The organism is Testudinibacter sp. P27/CKL/0425 (genome assembly GCF_052931395.1).
This window is the reverse complement of sequence record NZ_CM128801.1, coordinates 2550207-2568321: the sequence shown is the minus strand read 5'-3', so window position 1 is coordinate 2568321 and position 18115 is coordinate 2550207. Positions and strand designations below refer to the sequence as shown.

At 48.4% G+C, this 18115-nt stretch carries 20 protein-coding genes; 10 read left to right on the top strand and 10 right to left on the bottom strand.

The genetic code is table 11. The annotated features are described in order from the left end of the window. Nucleotides 1-252: 252 nt before the first annotated feature. The 3 genes from groL to ACUHGC_RS12595 all read right to left on the bottom strand — a co-directional run bounded on the left by groL (nucleotide 253) and on the right by ACUHGC_RS12595 (nucleotide 2830). Nucleotides 253-1893 carry a chaperonin GroEL gene (gene groL / locus ACUHGC_RS12605; protein ID WP_446833626.1) on the bottom strand — a complete coding sequence of 547 codons (1641 nt, stop codon included), beginning with the start codon at nucleotides 1891-1893 and terminating at the stop codon, nucleotides 253-255. A gap of 43 nt (nucleotides 1894-1936) precedes the next feature. Beyond that, nucleotides 1937-2227 carry a co-chaperone GroES gene (locus ACUHGC_RS12600; protein ID WP_446833625.1) on the bottom strand — a complete coding sequence of 97 codons (291 nt, stop codon included), beginning with the start codon at nucleotides 2225-2227 and terminating at the stop codon, nucleotides 1937-1939. Between the two features lie 132 nt (nucleotides 2228-2359). Then, on the bottom strand, nucleotides 2360-2830 hold the full coding sequence (locus ACUHGC_RS12595; protein ID WP_446833624.1) for an FxsA family protein: 471 nt from the start codon (nucleotides 2828-2830) through the stop codon (nucleotides 2360-2362). A gap of 237 nt (nucleotides 2831-3067) precedes the next feature. Between ACUHGC_RS12595 and aspA the strand changes: the two genes are divergently transcribed. Both aspA and yigB read left to right on the top strand, forming a co-directional pair. After that, nucleotides 3068-4492, top strand: coding sequence for an aspartate ammonia-lyase (aspA, locus tag ACUHGC_RS12590; RefSeq protein ID WP_446833623.1), 1425 nt, complete (start codon nucleotides 3068-3070; stop codon nucleotides 4490-4492). A gap of 126 nt (nucleotides 4493-4618) precedes the next feature. After that, nucleotides 4619-5329: a 5-amino-6-(5-phospho-D-ribitylamino)uracil phosphatase YigB gene (yigB, locus tag ACUHGC_RS12585; protein ID WP_446833622.1), complete on the top strand. Its 711-nt coding sequence runs from the start codon at nucleotides 4619-4621 to the stop codon at nucleotides 5327-5329. Here the strand turns inward: yigB and ACUHGC_RS12580 are convergent. Next, a complete protein-coding gene (locus ACUHGC_RS12580; protein WP_446834910.1) occupies nucleotides 5315-6223 on the bottom strand; it encodes a DMT family transporter in 909 nt (302 codons plus the stop codon). The two genes, yigB and ACUHGC_RS12580, sit on opposite strands and share 15 nt — an antisense overlap. Then, a complete protein-coding gene (gene folB / locus ACUHGC_RS12575) occupies nucleotides 6223-6579 on the bottom strand; it encodes a dihydroneopterin aldolase (RefSeq protein ID WP_446833621.1) in 357 nt (118 codons plus the stop codon). The genes ACUHGC_RS12580 and folB overlap by 1 nt, the downstream gene beginning before the upstream one ends. A 98-nt stretch (nucleotides 6580-6677) precedes the next feature. Between folB and plsY the strand changes: the two genes are divergently transcribed. Both plsY and ACUHGC_RS12565 read left to right on the top strand, forming a co-directional pair. Beyond that, nucleotides 6678-7280, top strand: coding sequence for a glycerol-3-phosphate 1-O-acyltransferase PlsY (gene plsY, locus ACUHGC_RS12570; RefSeq protein WP_446833620.1), 603 nt, complete (start codon nucleotides 6678-6680; stop codon nucleotides 7278-7280). A 79-nt stretch (nucleotides 7281-7359) separates the two neighbouring features. Further along, entirely contained in the window at nucleotides 7360-7593 is a 234-nt protein-coding gene (locus tag ACUHGC_RS12565) for a plasmid mobilization protein (protein ID WP_446833619.1), read from the top strand. Between the two features lie 27 nt (nucleotides 7594-7620). Here the strand turns inward: ACUHGC_RS12565 and metK are convergent, their stop codons facing one another. Beyond that, on the bottom strand, nucleotides 7621-8775 hold the full coding sequence (gene metK / locus ACUHGC_RS12560; protein WP_446833618.1) for a methionine adenosyltransferase: 1155 nt from the start codon (nucleotides 8773-8775) through the stop codon (nucleotides 7621-7623). Between the two features lie 259 nt (nucleotides 8776-9034). On the opposite strand from metK, the gene ACUHGC_RS12555 reads away from it, so the two are divergent. After that, nucleotides 9035-9163 carry a hypothetical protein gene (locus ACUHGC_RS12555; protein ID WP_446833617.1) on the top strand — a complete coding sequence of 43 codons (129 nt, stop codon included), beginning with the start codon at nucleotides 9035-9037 and terminating at the stop codon, nucleotides 9161-9163. Here ACUHGC_RS12555 and ACUHGC_RS12550 read toward each other — a convergent pair whose 3' ends face one another. After that, nucleotides 9164-9490 carry an AzlD domain-containing protein gene (locus ACUHGC_RS12550; RefSeq protein ID WP_446833616.1) on the bottom strand — a complete coding sequence of 109 codons (327 nt, stop codon included), beginning with the start codon at nucleotides 9488-9490 and terminating at the stop codon, nucleotides 9164-9166. Further along, nucleotides 9483-10196 (bottom strand): AzlC family ABC transporter permease, encoded by a 714-nt coding sequence (locus ACUHGC_RS12545; protein WP_446833615.1) that lies wholly within the window; start codon nucleotides 10194-10196, stop codon nucleotides 9483-9485. The genes ACUHGC_RS12550 and ACUHGC_RS12545 overlap by 8 nt, the downstream gene beginning before the upstream one ends. Nucleotides 10197-10255: 59 nt before the next feature. Here ACUHGC_RS12545 and ACUHGC_RS12540 point away from each other — a divergent pair, with 59 nt between their 5' ends. From ACUHGC_RS12540 to ACUHGC_RS12525, 4 genes are read left to right on the top strand one after another with little or no spacing between them, the layout of a single operon-like run. After that, entirely contained in the window at nucleotides 10256-11026 is a 771-nt protein-coding gene (locus ACUHGC_RS12540) for a 4'-phosphopantetheinyl transferase family protein (RefSeq protein WP_446833614.1), read from the top strand. Beyond that, entirely contained in the window at nucleotides 11023-11673 is a 651-nt protein-coding gene (locus tag ACUHGC_RS12535; RefSeq protein WP_446833613.1) for a CDP-alcohol phosphatidyltransferase family protein, read from the top strand. The genes ACUHGC_RS12540 and ACUHGC_RS12535 overlap by 4 nt, the downstream gene beginning before the upstream one ends. Continuing rightward, nucleotides 11670-12278 carry a lysophospholipid acyltransferase family protein gene (locus ACUHGC_RS12530; protein WP_446833612.1) on the top strand — a complete coding sequence of 203 codons (609 nt, stop codon included), beginning with the start codon at nucleotides 11670-11672 and terminating at the stop codon, nucleotides 12276-12278. Before ACUHGC_RS12535 ends, ACUHGC_RS12530 begins: the two co-directional genes overlap by 4 nt. A 4-nt stretch (nucleotides 12279-12282) precedes the next feature. Then, nucleotides 12283-13239 (top strand): phosphatidate cytidylyltransferase, encoded by a 957-nt coding sequence (locus ACUHGC_RS12525; protein ID WP_446833611.1) that lies wholly within the window; start codon nucleotides 12283-12285, stop codon nucleotides 13237-13239. 72 nt (nucleotides 13240-13311) lie between these two features. Here ACUHGC_RS12525 and htpG read toward each other — a convergent pair whose 3' ends face one another. Next, nucleotides 13312-15198, bottom strand: a complete 1887-nt coding sequence (htpG, locus tag ACUHGC_RS12520) for a molecular chaperone HtpG (protein ID WP_446833610.1) — start codon at nucleotides 15196-15198, stop codon at nucleotides 13312-13314. 391 nt (nucleotides 15199-15589) lie between these two features. Continuing rightward, nucleotides 15590-16321, bottom strand: a complete 732-nt coding sequence (gene sfsA, locus ACUHGC_RS12515; RefSeq protein WP_446833609.1) for a DNA/RNA nuclease SfsA — start codon at nucleotides 16319-16321, stop codon at nucleotides 15590-15592. 251 nt (nucleotides 16322-16572) lie between these two features. Here sfsA and pntA point away from each other — a divergent pair, with 251 nt between their 5' ends. Next, a complete protein-coding gene (gene pntA / locus ACUHGC_RS12510; protein ID WP_446833608.1) occupies nucleotides 16573-18105 on the top strand; it encodes a Re/Si-specific NAD(P)(+) transhydrogenase subunit alpha in 1533 nt (510 codons plus the stop codon). The last annotated feature ends 10 nt before the right edge of the window (nucleotides 18106-18115 follow it).

Below are 18115 nucleotides of genomic sequence, written 5' to 3'. Positions count from 1 at the left end.
CTTAGCATCTCGCTCCACAGGCGGAGCGAGAGAAAAATACTGCACTTTGGCTTAGACATTATTATCATATTCAAATGGCGTTTTGGGCTAATTTAGAAACTATGTAATATATTCGCCCCCTCCGTAAACGGAGGGGGCTGCCGAAGGCTGGGGGAGGGCGAATCAATGATATTCACCCAATAGTAAACCAGCAAAAGAAAACCCGATAACACCAGGTGCTATCGGGTTTATTCTCAGCGGGCTGAAGTGCGGTTACATCATGCCGCCCATTCCACCCATGCCGCCCATGCCTGCGCCCATATCCGGTGCTTCAGGTTTTGGCAGTTCGGTTACCATACATTCGGTGGTGATCATCAAACCAGCGATAGAGGCTGCGAATTGCAACGCAGAACGGGTTACTTTAGTCGGATCTAAGATCCCCATTTCAACCATATCGCCGTAAACTTCGGTTGATGCGTTGTAGCCGTAGTTGCCTTCGCCGTCTTTCACGTTGCGTGCAACAACAGACGCTTCTTCACCGGCATTGGTCACGATTTGACGCAACGGCGCTTCCATCGCACGCAAGGCCAGTTTAATCCCTACGTTTTGCTCTTCGTTGTCGCCGGTCAGCTCGGTTAGCTTCGCTGCAACACGCACTAACGCCACGCCGCCGCCTGCAACCACTCCTTCTTCAACCGCTGCACGCGTTGCGTGCAACGCATCTTCAACACGGGCTTTTTTCTCTTTCATTTCCACTTCGGTTGCTGCACCGACTTTGATCACCGCAACACCGCCAGCCAATTTAGCCACACGCTCTTGCAGTTTTTCACGGTCATAATCAGAAGAAGATTCTTCGATTTGTTGACGAATTTGCGCCACACGGCCGCTGATTTGTGCTTGATCGCCGATACCGTCAATGATAGTGGTGTTGTCTTTAGTGATAACCACACGCTTCGCTTGACCTAACTCTTCGATTGTTGCTTTTTCCAGCTCCATACCGATTTCTTCAGAGATCACTGTACCCGCTGTCAACACAGCAATATCTTGCAACATCGCTTTACGGCGATCACCGAAGCCCGGTGCTTTCACCGCAGCCACTTTCACGATACCGCGCATGGTGTTGACCACTAATGTTGCCAATGCTTCGCCTTCTACGTCTTCAGCCACGATGAACAACGGTTTGCCCGCTTTCGCCACCGCTTCTAACACCGGCAGTAATTCGCGGATGTTAGAGATTTTTTTGTCAACCAATAAGATGTACGGGTTTTCTAATTCGGCACTACCGGTTTCCGGTTTGTTGATGAAGTATGGTGATAGGTAGCCACGATCAAACTGCATCCCTTCAACCACATTTAATTCATCTTCCAAGCCGCTGCCGTCTTCCACGGTGATCACGCCTTCTTTACCCACTTTATCCATCGCTTCGGCGATCAATTGACCGACAATCGTGTCAGAGTTAGCCGAGATCGTACCCACTTGTTCAATCGCTTTTGAATCGGCGCAAGGTACGGATAATTTTTTCAGCTCTTCCACTGCGGCAACCACGGCTTTATCAATACCACGTTTCAGATCCATCGGGTTCATGCCTGCTGCAACCGCTTTTAAGCCTTCGTTCACAATCGCTTGCGCTAAAACAGTCGCAGTGGTGGTGCCGTCACCTGCTGCGTCATTGGCTTTTGATGCTACTTCTTTCACCATTTGTGCGCCCATGTTCTCGAATTTATCTTCCAATTCGATTTCACGCGCCACGGAAACGCCGTCTTTAGTGATAGTTGGTGCGCCGAACGCTTTGTCTAATACCACGTTGCGACCTTTCGGGCCTAAAGTTACTTTTACTGCGTCTGCCAATACATTCACGCCTTGTAACATTTTAACGCGTGCGTCGTTGCCAAATTTAACGTCTTTTGCTGCCATGTTATATTCCTTTTAGTCTAAATAATGAGAAAATTCGGTTGGATTATTCGACAATCGCCAGAATATCGCTTTCAGAAATAATCAACACTTCTTCACCGTCGATTTTTTCACTTTTCACGCCGTAGCCTTCGTTGAAGATCACGCTGTCGCCGACTTTCACGTCTAACGGTAGTACTGTGCCGTTTTCCAAAATGCGACCTTTGCCCACCGCCAATACTTTGGCGCGAGTGGATTTGGTTGCCGCCGAGCCGGTCAGCACGATGCCGCCTGCGGAAAGGGTTTCGACTTCTTCACGTTTGATAATAACGCGATCATGTAACGGACGAATATTCATCTGATTTCTCCTGATTAATAGATTAAATAAAACACACCTCAAACATGAAACATGATCAAAGTGCGGTTTTAGAAACGAGTGCAACCTTTATATGGGCGGTTTACAACGCTTTCAAGGGGCAAATAGAAAAAATTAGCGCAAGCGTTTGTCCTCATCGGTTTTTTTGTCGTATTCGGCTTCGAAAACCGTGTCGCTGTTGTCATAGCCTTGCTGTGTCTGCTGTCCAAAGCCGCGCATAAAGGTAAAAGATTTGATTTTGTTGGCAAATAATTTTTCCAATAAGCGGCTGCTGATCGGCAGTAATAATAGGATTGCAAACAGATCGCTTAACAAGCCGGGAATCACAAATAAAATGCCGACAAACAGCCAAAGTGCGGCTTGAAACAGGCTGTGGGTCGGCATTTCGCCGCGTGCCAATTGCTGTTGAATTCTCACCATTGTGTACCAGCTGCGCAGCCGAATCAGCGCAATGCCGACTACTGAGGCAAGAATTAATAATAAAATCAAAGGCAACACGCCAATTGCGCCGCCAATGGCGACTAACAATGACAACTCCAGATAAACATAAATGCCGAAAACGGCAAGTAGAATCAATAACGGCATAATTTGACCTTCTTTAAGAGCGAATCATTTTTTTTATATCGGGGCAAAACCGCACTTTTCAAGGCAAAGCGCGGTTTAAAACCGGATTAGAAAAACTAATGGATACAATCAATTTATATCCAATGATCAAAAATTTTAAAGGGCTAGAATAGTTCCAAGAGGCAGTTGCGGTGTGGCTCCATCATAAAGAAGCAACTGGCATGGGATGACAACTAACCGAACAACAAGGAGAAAGAGATGACAGCGACAAGATTAGAAAAAGATTTGTTAGGCGAAAGAGCGGTTCCGGCAGAGGTTTATTGGGGGATCCATACCTTAAGAGCGATTGAAAATTTTAACATTTCCAATGCGGTGATTTCCGATATTCCCGAATTTGTGCGCGGCATGGTGATGGTGAAAAAAGCTGCTGCAATGGCAAACGGCGAATTGAAAGTGATTCCGAAAAAAATCGCACAGGCAATCATTGCCGCTTGCGACACCATTTTAGAGCAAGGCAAATGTTTGGATCAGTTCCCGTCCGACGTATTCCAAGGCGGCGCGGGCACGTCGGTTAACATGAACACCAACGAAGTGGTTGCCAACTTGGCACTGGAATTGATGGGGCACCAAAAAGGCGAATATCAATACCTCGATCCGATGGATCACGTTAACGCTAGCCAATCAACTAACGACGCTTACCCAAGCGGTTTCCGCATTGCGGTGTATAACAGCTTAATGCTGTTGATTGAAAAATTACAATATCTAAAACAAGGGTTTGAAGCCAAAGCCGGCGAGTTTTCGTCGGTGTTGAAAATGGGGCGCACCCAGTTACAAGATGCCGTGCCGATGACAGTCGGGCAGGAATTTTTAGCATTTTCGGTGTTGATGGAAGAAGAAATCACCAATTTGCACCGCGCGGCGGAATTGTTGCTGGAAGTCAACTTAGGCGCAACCGCGATCGGTACCGGCGTTAACACCCCGGAAGGCTATCCGGAATTGGCAACCCGCTATTTGGCGGAAGTCAGCGGGTTACGCTGCGTGTTGTCGAAAAACCTGATTGAGGCGACCTCCGATTGCGGCGCGTATGTGATGATGCACGGTATGCTGAAACGCACCGCGGTAAAACTGTCGAAAGTGTGTAACGACTTGCGCTTGCTTTCATCCGGGCCGCGCGCCGGTTTAAATGAAATCAACTTGCCGGAATTGCAGGCTGGTTCATCAATCATGCCGGCTAAAGTCAATCCGGTGATCCCGGAAGTGGTGAACCAAGTCTGTTTCAAAGTGTTCGGCAACGATTTAGCGGTGACTTTTGCCGCCGAAGCGGGGCAGTTGCAGCTGAACGTAATGGAGCCGGTGATCGGGCAAGCGATGTTTGAAAGCATCAGCTTGCTGGGCAACGCCTGCATTAACTTGCGCGATAAATGTATCGACGGCATCACTGTGAACAAAGAAATTTGTGAAAGCTATGTGTTTAATTCAATTGGTATTATCACCTACTTGAATCCGTTTATCGGACACCACAACGGCGATGTGATCGGCAAAATCTGCGCCACCACCGGTCGCAGCGTAAGAGACGTAGTGTTGGAAAAAGGCTTGCTGACCGAAGAACAACTGGACGATATTTTATCGCCGGAAAACTTGATGAATCCGCAATATAAAGCGAAAACCTTTGATGACGAATAAGTTTATCACTCGATAGAAAACCAAGCCGCAGTTCACACTGCGGCTTTTTTGTTACCGCACTTTCGCCAGCATAACCGCCGTTTTAGTGGCATAATGGCACTATCTGTTTTGGATTTAGGATTAATTATGCGCTTCTACCGCCCTTTGCACCCTTTTAAACTGATCAGCTTTGATCTGGACGACACGCTATACGACAACCACGCGGTGATTATGCGGGCGGAACAGCAGTTTCTACTGGCATTGCAGCAATTGGCGCAGTTGCCGGATTTGACGGCGGAAAAGTGGAATGCACACAAAAGTGCGGTGGCGGCAGCCGAGCCGTTATTGAGCGAAGATGTGGTGCAGTGGCGGATTCGAACGCTGGAGATCATTTTGCGCCAACGGGCATTTTCGGTGGCAGACGTGAAAAGACTTACAGCGGAAATTATGGCGGTGTTTGTCGATTGGCGACATCAAGTGGACGTGCCGACGCAGAGTTTGCAGATTCTTGACCAATTGGCGCAGCGCTATCCGCTGATTGCGATTACGAACGGCAACGTGGAGCCCGAAAAAATCGGCTTTACGCAATTTAGCCTTTGCCTACGCGGCGGCGAACACGGCAGGGCGAAACCGCACTTTGAGCTGTTCGCTCAAGCCGCCGCGCGCTTTCAGACGACAACGGATCAGATCCTGCATATCGGCGATAATTTGGAAACGGATGTGCAAGGGGCGATTCAAGCGGGCTGTCAGGCAGGCTGGTTGAACCTGAATGCAGACAGCCTGCGGCTGCACGCGCAAAGCCGCAATTTGCCGAGTATCGAATTGAGTGAATTAAACCAATTGCTATTGCTGGCGTGACCGCACTTTGCGATTACACAGCAACAAGCCGCCGATAATCAGTGCGCTGCTGATAAAATGATAGCCATAAATCGGCTCGCGCAGCACCAAAATACTGAGCGCTGCGGCAAACAGCGGCACGGCATTGGTGAAACTGGCGCCTTTCGCCGAACCGACCACGCTGATGCCGTAGTTCCAAAATACATACGACAGAATCGACGGAAACACGATCAAATACGCCACAATCCACCACTGATTCAAACTTAATTCGGCATAAACCGCACTTTCACCTTGTATAACAGCATATAGATACACCGGCGTGAACAGCAGCACGCCAATTGTCACTAATGCGGTGACAAAAACGCTGTTAACCAATTGCGGCGGTTTCAGGCGCACAATCGAGCAGTACACCGCCCAGCTCAGCGCCGAGCCGATCGCCCAAACATCTCCGCGGTTAATGCTCAGTTGTGAGAGATTGGTAAAATCGCCCTGCACCAATAAATACAGCACACCGACAAAACTTAAGAGCGCGCCGAGCAGCATTCGCCACTCGATCGAATCGTGAAAAATCAAGCGGTTAATCAGCAAGGTTGCCATCGGCACCGCCGCCAGATAAATACTGGCGTTAAGTGCGGTGGTGGTTTGCAGCCCTTGATATAAAAACACCGGAAAGAAAATAATTCCTAAAATCCCAAGTGCGGTCAGCAGCAACCAGTGGCGGCGAATTAAGGCAAAGTGCGGTTTTATTTGGCGGTGGAACAGCAATAACAGAATAAGCGCAGCTGGGAACCAGCGGCTGAAATTCAATACAATCGGCGAAATCTCGCCGCTGATGATTTTGCCGAACATAAAATTGCCGCCCCAAAACAGCGCGGCAAACAACAGCCCCAAATAGCCGTAAAGTGCGGTCGGCATTAACGCTGTCCCCGCTCGACCACAATCCCGACCGCTGCGGCTTGCGCCACCGCACTTGGCTTGCTGAGTTTCAGTTTCAGCCACGGAATCGCAAAGCGTTGCTGCAACTGCTCGGCAACTTGATATGCTACGGTTTCAATCAATAAAAACGGCTTGCTGCCGACATAATCAATAATAAACTGGCTGACTTCAGCATAATTCAGGCAGTATTGCACATCGTCTTCTGCGGCGGCACGGCGGCTGTCCCACGCCATTTCCAAGTCAAATACCAGCTTCTGCTTAATCTGCTGTTCCCAGTCATACACCCCAATCGTGGCGAACAGCGTCAGTTTTTCAATAAAAATGATATCGTACATATTTTTGCCTTTTTAGAAAATTTAACGCAGATTATGCCATTGATTTTCGGTACAATGAACGACATTCTCATATTTTGTTGCCAACCCGAGAGGTCGCCATGAGCTTGTTTGCTGTTTTTTATATGATCTTTGCCTATCTGATCGGATCGATCTCCAGTGCGATCTTAATTTCACGCTTGGCGGGTTTGCCCGATCCGCGCAGCGCAGGCTCAGGCAACCCGGGGGCGACCAATGTGCTGCGCAACGGCGGCAAATGGGCAGCACTGGCGGTGTTACTGTTCGATATGCTGAAAGGAATGTTGCCGGTGTGGGCAGGTTATTATTTGAACCTCACTCAATTTGAACTCGGCATGGTGGCGCTTGCCGCTTGCTTGGGGCACTGTTTCCCGCTCTATTTCGGCTTCAAAGGCGGCAAAGGCGTCGCCACCGCATTCGGCGCCATCGCCCCGATCGCTTGGAGCGTGGCGGGCAGTATGTTCGGCACTTGGCTGCTGGTGTTCCTCGTCAGCGGCTACTCGTCATTGAGTGCGGTACTCACCGCACTTTTAGTCCCGTTATACGTTTATCTGTTCAAACCCGAATTCACCTTCCCCGTCGCATTGGTGTGTTGCTTGCTCATCTACCGCCACCACGAAAATATCCAACGCCTGTGGCGCGGACAGGAAGATAAAATGTGGAGTAAGTTTAAGCGGAAGTCTTAGGGAGGTTTTATTTTTTTAACACGATGAATATTTTGTATGAGCAAATAATAAAGCAAGTTGCTGGAATGAACGTGTTAGAATGATGGCGTGCTGGACCAATCAAATTGATTTTTTTAAGGGAATTATGAAGAAACACGGAATGACGGGCAAAGCAAATGCACGCCAAGGCGATCAAAACAAGAGCGCAACAATACAGCTCCGTTGCACGCAGAAGCAAAAGGATCAAATTACGTTTGCAAGCCAGCAAGCAGGAAAAAGTATCAGCCATTATTTACTGGATCTGGCTGATAAGGACATCAATCAAAAGCCCTGAATATACAGGGCTTTTATCTGTAGAAGATTATTTCAACCCCGCTGCACTGCGCAATTCTGCGGCGCGATCGGTTTTTTCCCACGGAAATTCGTTGCGTCCGAAGTGACCGTAGGTGGCGGTTTTGCGGTAGATCGGTTGAATCAGATCTAACATTTTGATTAAGCCGTATGGGCGCAAGTCAAAAAATTCGCGCACCAATTTCACTAACAGATCTTCGCTCACTTTTGCCGTGCCGAAGGTTTCAATCATGATGGAAGTCGGCTCTGCCACGCCGATAGCGTAAGAAAGTTGAATTTCACAGCGATCCGCAAGCCCTGCGGCAACGATGTTTTTCGCCACATAGCGAGCGGCATAGGCGGCGGAGCGATCCACTTTTGATGGATCTTTGCCGGAGAATGCACCACCGCCATGACGAGCCGCACCGCCGTAGGTGTCAACGATAATTTTACGACCTGTTAAACCACAATCGCCCATTGGTCCGCCGATCACAAAGCGACCTGTTGGATTGATGAAGTATTTGGTGTTGGCGGATAGCCATTCACTTGGCAGAATCGGCTTGATGATCTCTTCCATCACGCCTTCATAAATTTGCTTTTGATCCACGTCTTCTGAATGTTGGGTGGAAAGCACCACTGCATCAATGCCAACAATATTGTGGTTGTCGTATTGGAAAGTGATTTGGCTTTTCGCATCTGGGCGCAGCCAGTTCAGCGTGCCGTTTTTGCGCACTTTTTCTTGCTGTTCCATTAAACGGTGTGCATAGGTGATCGGTGCCGGCATCAGCACATCGGTTTCGTTGGTGGCATAGCCAAACATAATCCCTTGATCGCCAGCGCCTTGCGCTAACGGATCTTCACGGTCAACCCCTTGGTTGATATCGGAAGATTGCTTGCCAATCCCGTTTAACACAGCGCAAGAGTGCCCGTCAAAACCCATGGTTGATGAGGTGTAGCCGATGTCGCAGATTACTTGACGTGCAATGTGTTCAATATCAACCCAAGCGGAGGTGGTGATTTCACCGCCGACTAACGCCATGCCGGTTTTCACGTAGGTTTCACAAGCAACGCGGGCTTTTGGATCTTGTTCGATAATCGCATCTAACACCGCATCAGAAATTTGATCGGCGATTTTGTCAGGGTGCCCGGCGGAAACGGACTCGGAAGTAAATAAATAACTAGACATAGTTTCTCTTTCTGTTTGACTATTACATAATTTGGGTGGAAACCGCACTCTTTAGACGGGTAACCATCTGGACGGCTATAATACCGATTTTGCGTATAAATACCAAACGGTTTTTTTGTTATTTTCAGCGAAATAGGGTTCGGCTGACCGGACTTTCAGGGCAAACGCGCACTTATGGTTAAGAACCGGATTTCAAGAAAGGGATATTTTTGAAAAAAGTGCGATCTTGCCCCGAGATGGCTTAGAAAAAGAAATAAATATGACTGCAACGCAAACTGGATTTAGTCATCACACAGATGGTTTAGAAAGATTAACGGAAAATATGGTAATCTTCGCCATTTTGCCTTGGCTTTATCGCGTTGATCACATTTTGGTTGCTTCTAGCTAATCAAACCAACCAATACAGCAGATTAATTCCCAGCACGCCGAGCGCGACGCTGAGCAAAGTGTTGCGCAGCCAAATATAGCTGAGCAGCACCGCACTTAGCGCCAATAATTCAACGCCTAGCGCTTGCAGCGAATCGGAAAGTACGGTCGGAATGCTTAAACTACTGAACAGCAGAATCAACATAATACACAGCGGCAAAGTGCGGTTTAGGCTTTGCAGCCAACCCAGTTGCAGCCAACGTTGCGGCAAAAACAGCGGTAATGCTCGACAGGCAAAAATCGCCGCAGCCATACCAAGCAGAGTGAGTAGTAATTGGCTGTTACTCATGGGTTTCACCTTTTATTTGGCGCTGCAAATTCAAATTGTAGCGCGCTAAAATCACTAAAATACAGAATAAAATTGCGCCTAACATCAGCCAATCGGCAGCAAATAATTTCGCCAACACAAACGCCAGCACCGCCAGCAACAGCGGAAAAATTTGCCGTACTTGGCGGTATTGTTCGTATGCCAAAATAATAAACAGACACGGCAGGGCAAACTCCAAGTGCGGTATTGCGCCCGCCAATTCAGCGCCCAACAGTGCGCCAATCAGTGAAGACGACACCCAATAAAACTGGCATAAAAAATTAATTCGGGTGGTCAGTGCTGCACGTTCGGCTTTCGGCTGAGTGGAAATCAACGCATAACTTTCGTCGGTGATAGACGCGGTGCTATACCAACGTTGCCAGCCCTTTTTCGGCAAATCCGAATGCAGTGCCAAGGTATAAAAAATCTGGCGAAGGCTGATCAACAACGTGCCGATGACCAGTGGGAAAAAGCCCGCCGCCGAAGCGAATAACGGAATCGCCGCATATTGCGCAGCCCCCGAATAAACGAAAATGCTCAAGCCGACAACCAGCCACAGCGGCAAGCCGGCGCTGACACCAAGAATGCCGTAAGCGATGCCCGCGGCGTAGTATCCCATTGCAATCGGCAAGGTCATTTTGATTAAATCCGACCAGCCGAATGCGGTCGAGGAATAGGCGGTTTTCATAGCAGATAAACAATTGTTATTTTGTGCAAAAGTCGATAGTCTAACCAAGACACATCAACTTGTCATTAATCAATTGGGGTAAACGAATGCGAAGTGCGGTTATTTGGGGCAATTTATCGGAAATGCCGTCCGATGAACGATTGCAGCAAGCTCTGCCGGCGGATTTGCTGCACAAACGTCAACACCTGATGGCACGAGCCAATCCTCGCCGCCAACAGCGTTTGCATTGCAGCCTATTGGCACATTTTTTACTGGCGCAGCTGTTGGATACATTCCAGTTGCCGCGAACGTTGCTCAGTCAGATTCAACGCACCGCCAGCGGTCGCCCGTATTTCGCCAATCAGCCGCAATTGGATTTTAATATCAGCCACTCTGCCGATTGGGTGGCGGTGGTGCTGGCAATTACCGAACCGGGTGAAAGTGCGGTCGCGGTGGCGATTGATATTGAAAGCCCGCAGAAAACACGCAATTTTGACGGCTTAATCCGCTTTTATGCTTCAGATGAAGAACGTTTTTGGTTTGCTGAACAACCGCAGTCCGAAGCCGCGTTCTACCGCACTTGGTGCCTACGCGAGGCGGTGTTGAAATCACAAGGTGTCGGGATCGTAAAATTGCGTTCGGTGTGCCATCAGCCTCAGCAGTTGCAAATTCAGTGTGACTACGCCCCGCGCGGCAAGCTATTTTTTACTGATGAACTGCCGTTCTATCTGGCATATTTTGTGCAGCAGAACAATGAAAACCCACCTGAATTATTTTATTGGCAAGATCGCATGATTTCTGCTAATTTGACAAAACAACTGATTTATCAAGTAAATGGTGACAAAACATGACAGAAGAAATGGAGCGAGACAAAAACCGTCGCCCGCTGGCAGTGAGAGGCAGCCGCTGGGCGCAAGCATTGGCAAGCAAACTGGCACGGCAAACTATTCCCACCCCGAATCAAATTTCATTACTCAGTATTGTGTTTGCGTTGTTCGGTGCGCTACTCTTGGCTTTTTTGCCGAATACCTTCGGCTTAATCCTGACCGCACTTTGTATCCAACTGCGGTTAATCTGTAATTTGCTCGACGGCATGGTCGCGGTTGAAGGCGGTAAAAAAACGGCAAACGGTGCGTTGTATAACGAAATTCCCGATCGAGTGGCGGATTCGCTGTTGATCGTGGCACTCGGTTTTGCAGTCGGGCAACCGTGGCTAGGCTGGTTGGGCGCGTTATTGGCGGCGATCACTGCTTATATTCGCCTGTTAGGCGGCTCACTAGGGCTGGCGCAGCGTTTCAGCGGACCAATGGCAAAACAGCACCGCATGGCGGTGTTGACGGCGGCGTGTATCGTTGGCGCCATTGAAACGTGGAACGGGCATTCGCAATATGCGTTGTGGTTTGCGTTGCTCGCGATTGTGATAGGCTCACTGCTCACCTGTGTGTTACGTAGCCGTGCGATTTCACGCGAACTGGCACAAAAATCGGAGGCAGCATGATTGCCACGATATTAGCCGCGCTGACCAAACTGTTTATCGGTGCATATCCTTACTGGCGCAATAATACGCCAAGCACACACCAACGAATCTATTTTGCCAATCACAGCAGCCATTTAGACACCCTTGCTATTTGGTCATCTTTTGCGAAAGCGTTTCGACACCAAATTCGTCCGGTGGCGGCAAAAGATTATTGGGACAAAGGCGGATTGCGCGGGTTAATTGCCAAATGTGCGTTGAACGTGGTGATGATCGATCGCCAAGGCGGCAGCGACGATCCGCTAGAACCACTTTATACCGCACTTGAACAAGAGGATTCATTACTTATTTTTCCCGAGGGCACTCGTTCCGATGCCGCCGAACCCGGCGAATTTAAAGCCGGTTTATATCACTTATCACAGCGCTATCCGCAGGTGGAATTAGTGCCGATTTATCTGGACAACACCCGCCGCAGTTTGCCGAAAGGTGCTTTTTTACCGCTGCTGTTCACCTGTTCGGTGACTTTCGGTGCGCCGTTAGTGTTTGATCCGCAACAAGAGAAAGCCGCTTTTTTACAGGCGGCACGGCAAGCGGTGATTGCGTTATCTCACCCAATAACGAAGGAGTAGCACTATGTGGCATTTTTTAACCGAAAGAATCAGTGCGGTTCCGTCTAAATTTTGGTGGGTATTGGCTGGTATGCTGAGTTTGTTACTGCTTGCCACGCGGATTGGGCGCTGGTTGGCACACAAAAAAAGCGGTGAGGTGGTTGAGAATCTGAATCATCGGATTAACGCATGGTGGGGCATGGTGGCGGTGTTAGTGCTGTGCTTTATTTTCGGCAAAGTAGCCACTTTAATCTTGTATGCCGCATTATCCTTTTTCGCTTTGAGAGAATTTATCACCCTCACACCAACCCGACGCGCCGATTATTGGGCGTTGGTGTTCTGTTTTTATGTGGCAATTCCGTTGCAATATTGGCTGATCGGCATTGAGTGGTACGGGCTGTTCGTGATGTGCCTGCCAGTTTATGGCTTTTTGATTTTGCCCGCGATTCAAGCCCTTTCCGCTGACACCGAACAGTTCTTTGAACGCACTACCGAAATTCAATGGGGTATGATGCTCACCATTTACTGCTTAAGCTATGCCCCCGCCTTATTGTTATTGCAAGATCTAGAATTTCAAGGGCAAGGCTTGCTGCTGTTGATGTATTTATTGATTGTGGTGCAGTTAAGTGATGTGTTTCAGTATGTGGTCGGCAAACTGTTCGGCAAGCATAAAATTGCGCCGAACGTCAGTCCGAGTAAAACCGTAGAGGGGTTATTCGGCGGCGGCTTGATTGCGGTGTTAATCGGCACTTCCCTTTGGTGGATCACCCCGTTCAGCATTGGCTATGCGGCACTGTTTTCATTGGTGATCGTGATTTGCGGTTTCCTTGGCGGACTGTCGTTATCGGCAGTGAAACGCAGCATGGGCGCAAAAGATTGGGGCACCATGATTTCAGGACACGGCGGCATTATGGATCGGATCGATTCGGTGTTATTCGCAGCACCGGTGTTTTTCCATCTGGTGCGTTATGTTTATTTTTGATAGCCTACAAAGCAAAAGTGCGGTCAGCAACCACTGACCGCACTTCACATCTATCGCTTATTGCTTATTTGCTTAAGCAAGCAATTTATTCACGCGCTTAATAAACGCCGTTGGGTTTTCCAACGTACCGCGCTCGGACAGCATCGCTTGATCAAGCAACAGCTCAATCCACTCACCAAATGCAGCTTCATCACTGGTGTCGGCGGTTTTCTTCACCAACGCATGCTCTGGATTCAGTTCAAAGGTGTATTTCACCTCTGGAACAGGCTGCCCTGCAGCGGCGAACAGTTTTGCCATTTGAGTGGTCATTTGATCGTTATCCGTAGAAACAATCGCTGGCGTATCGCTTAAACGGTGGGTCAACCGCACCTCTTTGACACGCTCGCCTAAATAGCCTTTCACACGATCAATAAACGAACCAAATTCTTTATCCTGTTCTTTTTGTGCTTCTTCCTGCTCTTTATCCGCCAAGTCGCCCAGATCCAGATCCGATTTACTGATCGCTTGTAGCGGCTTGCCATCAAATTCAGTGAAGTAGCCCAACACATATTCATCAATGCGATCCGACAACAGCAACACTTCAATGCCTTTTTTGTTAAACAGCTCCAAGTGCGGGCTGTTTTTCGCGGCCACATAGCTGTCGGCGGTGATATAGTAAATCGCTTTTTGCCCCTCTTTCATGCGCGCAACATACTCATCAAGCGATACGTTTTGTTCACTGCTGTCTTGCTCGGTGGAAGCAAAACGCAGTAGTTTGGCGATCTCTTGTTGGTTGGCGTGATCTTCCGCCAAGCCCTCTTTCAGCACTAAACCAAACGCTTTCCAGAAGTTTTGATATTGGGCTTTGTCTTCATTTTTCGCCAGTTTTTCCAGCATACCCAATGCACGCTTGGTTAAGGCTTTGCGCAGCGCAGCGGTCACTTTGTTGTCTTGCAAAATTTCGCGTGAAACGTTCAACGGCAGATCGTTAGAGTCGATCAAGCCTTTCACAAAACGCAGGTAATTCGGCATAAATTGCTCGGCATCGTCCATGATAAACACACGCTGAACATACAATTTCAAGCCGTGTTTGTGCTCACGGTTGAACAGATCCCAAGGGGCTTTTTCCGGTAAATACAGCAAGCTGGTGTATTCTTGTTTGCCTTCCACTCGATTATGCGCCCACAGCAACGGATCGCTGAAATCATGGCTGATGTGCTTGTAGAACTCTTGATACTCTTCATCGCTGATTTCGGCTTTGTTACGAGTCCACAACGCTTGTGCTTTGTTGATTTTCTCCCATTTCACGCCGCTTTCTTTGCTTTCGTCGTCAAACTCTTTCACCAACAATTCCACCGGCAGATCGATATGATCGGAGTATTTGCCGATGATTTGGCGCAAACGCCAATCGTCTAAAAACTCTTTTTCATCTTCACGCAAATGCAGCGTAATTTCGGTGCCGCGATCCGCTTTTTCAATATCCGCAACGTTGTATTCACCTTCACCTGCCGATTCCCACAGCACGCCTTGCGCCGCACTTTCACCTGCCGCACGGCTTTTTACCGTCACTTTATCGGCAACGATAAACGCAGAATAGAAGCCGACGCCGAATTGTCCGATCAGTTTGCTGTCTTTGGCTTGATCAGAACCTAGATTACTCAGAAATTCTTTAGTGCCGGATTTGGCGATTGTGCCGAGATGATCGATGATTTGCTCACGGTTCATGCCGATGCCGTTGTCGCTGATGGTCAGCGTGCCTTTGTCTTTATCCGCACTCACCCGCACTTTTAAATCGCCGTCGCCCTCATACAATTCCGGCGCAGACAGGGCTTTGAAACGCAATTTGTCGGCGGCATCGGAGGCGTTGGAGATCAGCTCACGCAGGAAGATTTCTTTATTGGAATAGAGGGAGTGGATCATCAGTTGCAGAAGTTGTTTGACTTCGGATTGAAAACCACGGGTTTCTTGATTGTTGCTCATTGTTATTTCCTGTTTCAATGTTAAACAAAAAGGTGATAGAAAGATGATGAAATTAGATATGGGAACACTTCAGCGGATTTCAAGGGGGAAGTGCGGTTTAGAACTAACTGTGTTTTTGTATTTTTGGAAATGCAACGATCGGGTTTCGCCGATGGTGTAGTGGTCTAATAATTCAAAAGTGATAAATTTCAGACAAAAAAGCCTCTTGTGGGCAAATTGACATAGTGGCATGAAATGTTGGAGTGTTTTAAATCAGTATATTGAATTTTAGACAAAAAAAAGCCTCTTGTGGGGAGAGGCATGAAATGTTGGAGTGATTATCTAGATTTATAGAATAAATGTTATCTAGTGAGTTAATGATAATAATTCTCACTAACAATGGAAACCGAAATTACATTTCTTTACGTTTTAATTCTACTGAAATCGATTTCGTCAGTTCAAGTGCGGTCGGAACGCCTTGTTGTTTCTCAAAGCGGCAAGCATAGCTCAGCAGCTGTACACCGGCGGATTGCGCTTGTTGCAGCAATTCGGCATATTTCGGATCAATCTGCGCGGCAGGGCGGAATGTGCGCACTGCGCTGTGCAGGGCGGCGAAAAAGATCACCGCGCATTTTCCCTGTTGGGTCATTTGGATTAATTCGCGCAGGTGCTTCTGCCCACGAGCAGTTTTGGCGTCGGGGAACATTCCGACCGCACTTTCAACCAAGGTAGTGGATTTCACCTCAACATAGCAATCGGCAAGTGCGGTTTGTCGCAACAGAAAATCAATTCGGCTGTTTTCCTCGCCGTATTTGACTTCCGGCAAAATCGTTTGATATTGGCTTAACTCGCTGATCCGCTGTTGCAACAGTGCTTCATGCACTAATTGATTGGCGCGAATGGTATTCACACACACCAAATCACCGTTCGGCTTTTCAGTCAGCTCCCAAGAGTGCGGGTATTTGCGTTTCGGATTGTCCGAAGTGGAATACCACACCGTATCGCCCGGCTCGCCACAGCCGGTCATTGCACCGGTGTTGGCACAGTGAATGGTGATCATCTCGCCGTTAGGCAATTCAATATCAGCCAAAAAACGTTTATAACGGCGGAGTAGAACGGCGGGCTGTAAGTGCGGTAATTGCATAAGATTAGCTCTCTTTATTAGAAAATAGTTAAATAGCATATTCCGATTTAAACAGATAGATTTTTTTCAAAAATTTTTTACCCATTTTGCGGAGATAAATGATAAAGTTAAACCGATTTGATTTTTGCTTTTCGGCGTGAATCGAGCGGCAGAAATCGTAGCAAAGATTGGAGTCAGTCTGCGCTTTTTGGGTTGAGTGCGGTTGCGTGCTCAAGCTGTTTTTAACCAGCCAATTAAGGAAGTAAACGATTATGCGAATTGGTGTACCTAGAGAACTGCTCGACAATGAAAGTCGGGTAGCGGCAACGCCGAAAACCGTACAGCAGATTTTAAAGCTGGGTTTTGAGGTGGTTGTAGAACACGATGCCGGTTTTAAAGCCAGTTTTGAAGACGCGGCTTTTAGCGAAGCCGGTGCTACTGTCGGCACGGCGAGTGATGTTTGGAATTCCGATATTATTTTCAAAGTCAATGCGCCGACCGATGCGGAAATTGCCCAAATTAAAGAAGGAGCTACCTTGGTCAGCTTTATTTGGCCTGCTCAAAATCCTGAATTGGTTGAAAAGCTGTCAGCGAAAAAAATTAATGTGCTGGGTATGGAATCCGTTCCGCGTATCTCGCGCGCACAATCGTTAGATGCCTTGAGTTCAATGGCAAACATCGCCGGTTACCGTGCGGTGGTGGAAGCAGCGCACGAATTTGGCAGCTTCTTCACCGGTCAAATCACCGCTGCGGGGAAAGTGCCACCGGCGAAAGTGCTGGTTATCGGCGCAGGTGTTGCCGGTTTGGCGGCGATCGGTGCGGCAAACAGCTTGGGTGCAATTGTGCGAGCCTTTGACTCACGCCCTGAAGTGAAAGAACAAGTACAAAGTATGGGCGCATCGTTCCTTGAAATCGATTCCAAAGAAGAAGGCGGCAGTGGCGACGGCTATGCCAAAGTGATGTCCGATGAGTTTAACCGTCGTGCGTTGGCGTTGTATGCCGAGCAGGCGAAAGAAGTGGATATTATCATCACCACCGCACTTATCCCGGGCAAGCCGGCGCCACGCTTGATCACCAAAGAAATGGTGGAAAGCATGAAACCGGGCAGCGTGATTGTCGATTTGGCGGCGGCAACCGGCGGCAACTGCGAATTGACCAAAGCCGGTGAAGTGGTGACCACGGAAAATCAAGTCAAAATCATTGGCTACACCGATTTACCAAGCCGCTTACCGACCCAATCCTCACAACTGTATGGTACAAATTTAGTCAACTTATTGAAATTACTGTGCAAAGAGAAAGACGGCAATATCAACATCGATTTTGATGACGTGATTTTGCGCGGCGTGACCATTGTGCGTGAGGGCGAAGTCACTTGGCCTGCACCGCCGATTCAAGTTTCGGCACAACCACAACAAAAAGCGGCTGCCGCACCGGTGGCGAAAAAAGAAGAGAAGCCGGTCAACCCGGCGGTGAAATACGGCATCATGGGTGGCGCGGCAGCGGCGTTCTTATGGCTTGCGTCGGTTGCACCGGCGGCATTTTTGTCGCATTTCACGGTGTTCGTGCTGGCTTGCGTGGTCGGTTATTATGTGGTGTGGAATGTCAGCCATGCGCTGCACACCCCGCTGATGGCAGTGACCAACGCCATTTCAGGGATCATCATTGTCGGTGCCTTGCTGCAAATCGGGCATGGCAACGGCGTGGTGACATTCTTGTCGTTTATCGCAGTGTTGGTTGCCAGCATCAATATTTTTGGTGGCTTTAAAGTAACCCAGCGTATGTTGGCGATGTTTAGAAAAGGTTAAGGAGAAGAAA

Bases quoted from the DNA above. Each gene is read 5' to 3' on its own strand.
- pntA (WP_446833608.1), top strand. From the start codon at position 16,573: ATGCGAATTGGTGTACCTAGAGAACTGCTCGACAATGAAAGTCGGGTA.
- aspA (WP_446833623.1), top strand. From the start codon at position 3,068: ATGACAGCGACAAGATTAGAAAAAGATTTGTTAGGCGAAAGAGCGGTT.
- ACUHGC_RS12530 (WP_446833612.1), top strand. From the start codon at position 11,670: ATGATTGCCACGATATTAGCCGCGCTGACCAAACTGTTTATCGGTGCA.
- ACUHGC_RS12525 (WP_446833611.1), top strand. From the start codon at position 12,283: ATGTGGCATTTTTTAACCGAAAGAATCAGTGCGGTTCCGTCTAAATTT.
- htpG (WP_446833610.1), bottom strand. From the start codon at position 15,198: ATGAGCAACAATCAAGAAACCCGTGGTTTTCAATCCGAAGTCAAACAA.
- ACUHGC_RS12545 (WP_446833615.1), bottom strand. From the start codon at position 10,196: ATGAAAACCGCCTATTCCTCGACCGCATTCGGCTGGTCGGATTTAATC.
- ACUHGC_RS12565 (WP_446833619.1), top strand. From the start codon at position 7,360: ATGATGGCGTGCTGGACCAATCAAATTGATTTTTTTAAGGGAATTATG.
- groL (WP_446833626.1), bottom strand. From the start codon at position 1,893: ATGGCAGCAAAAGACGTTAAATTTGGCAACGACGCACGCGTTAAAATG.
- ACUHGC_RS12535 (WP_446833613.1), top strand. From the start codon at position 11,023: ATGACAGAAGAAATGGAGCGAGACAAAAACCGTCGCCCGCTGGCAGTG.
- ACUHGC_RS12580 (WP_446834910.1), bottom strand. From the start codon at position 6,223: ATGCCGACCGCACTTTACGGCTATTTGGGGCTGTTGTTTGCCGCGCTG.
- sfsA (WP_446833609.1), bottom strand. From the start codon at position 16,321: ATGCAATTACCGCACTTACAGCCCGCCGTTCTACTCCGCCGTTATAAA.
- ACUHGC_RS12595 (WP_446833624.1), bottom strand. From the start codon at position 2,830: ATGCCGTTATTGATTCTACTTGCCGTTTTCGGCATTTATGTTTATCTG.
- yigB (WP_446833622.1), top strand. From the start codon at position 4,619: ATGCGCTTCTACCGCCCTTTGCACCCTTTTAAACTGATCAGCTTTGAT.
- plsY (WP_446833620.1), top strand. From the start codon at position 6,678: ATGAGCTTGTTTGCTGTTTTTTATATGATCTTTGCCTATCTGATCGGA.
- ACUHGC_RS12555 (WP_446833617.1), top strand. From the start codon at position 9,035: ATGACTGCAACGCAAACTGGATTTAGTCATCACACAGATGGTTTAGAA.
- ACUHGC_RS12600 (WP_446833625.1), bottom strand. From the start codon at position 2,227: ATGAATATTCGTCCGTTACATGATCGCGTTATTATCAAACGTGAAGAA.
- folB (WP_446833621.1), bottom strand. From the start codon at position 6,579: ATGTACGATATCATTTTTATTGAAAAACTGACGCTGTTCGCCACGATT.
- ACUHGC_RS12550 (WP_446833616.1), bottom strand. From the start codon at position 9,490: ATGAGTAACAGCCAATTACTACTCACTCTGCTTGGTATGGCTGCGGCG.
- metK (WP_446833618.1), bottom strand. From the start codon at position 8,775: ATGTCTAGTTATTTATTTACTTCCGAGTCCGTTTCCGCCGGGCACCCT.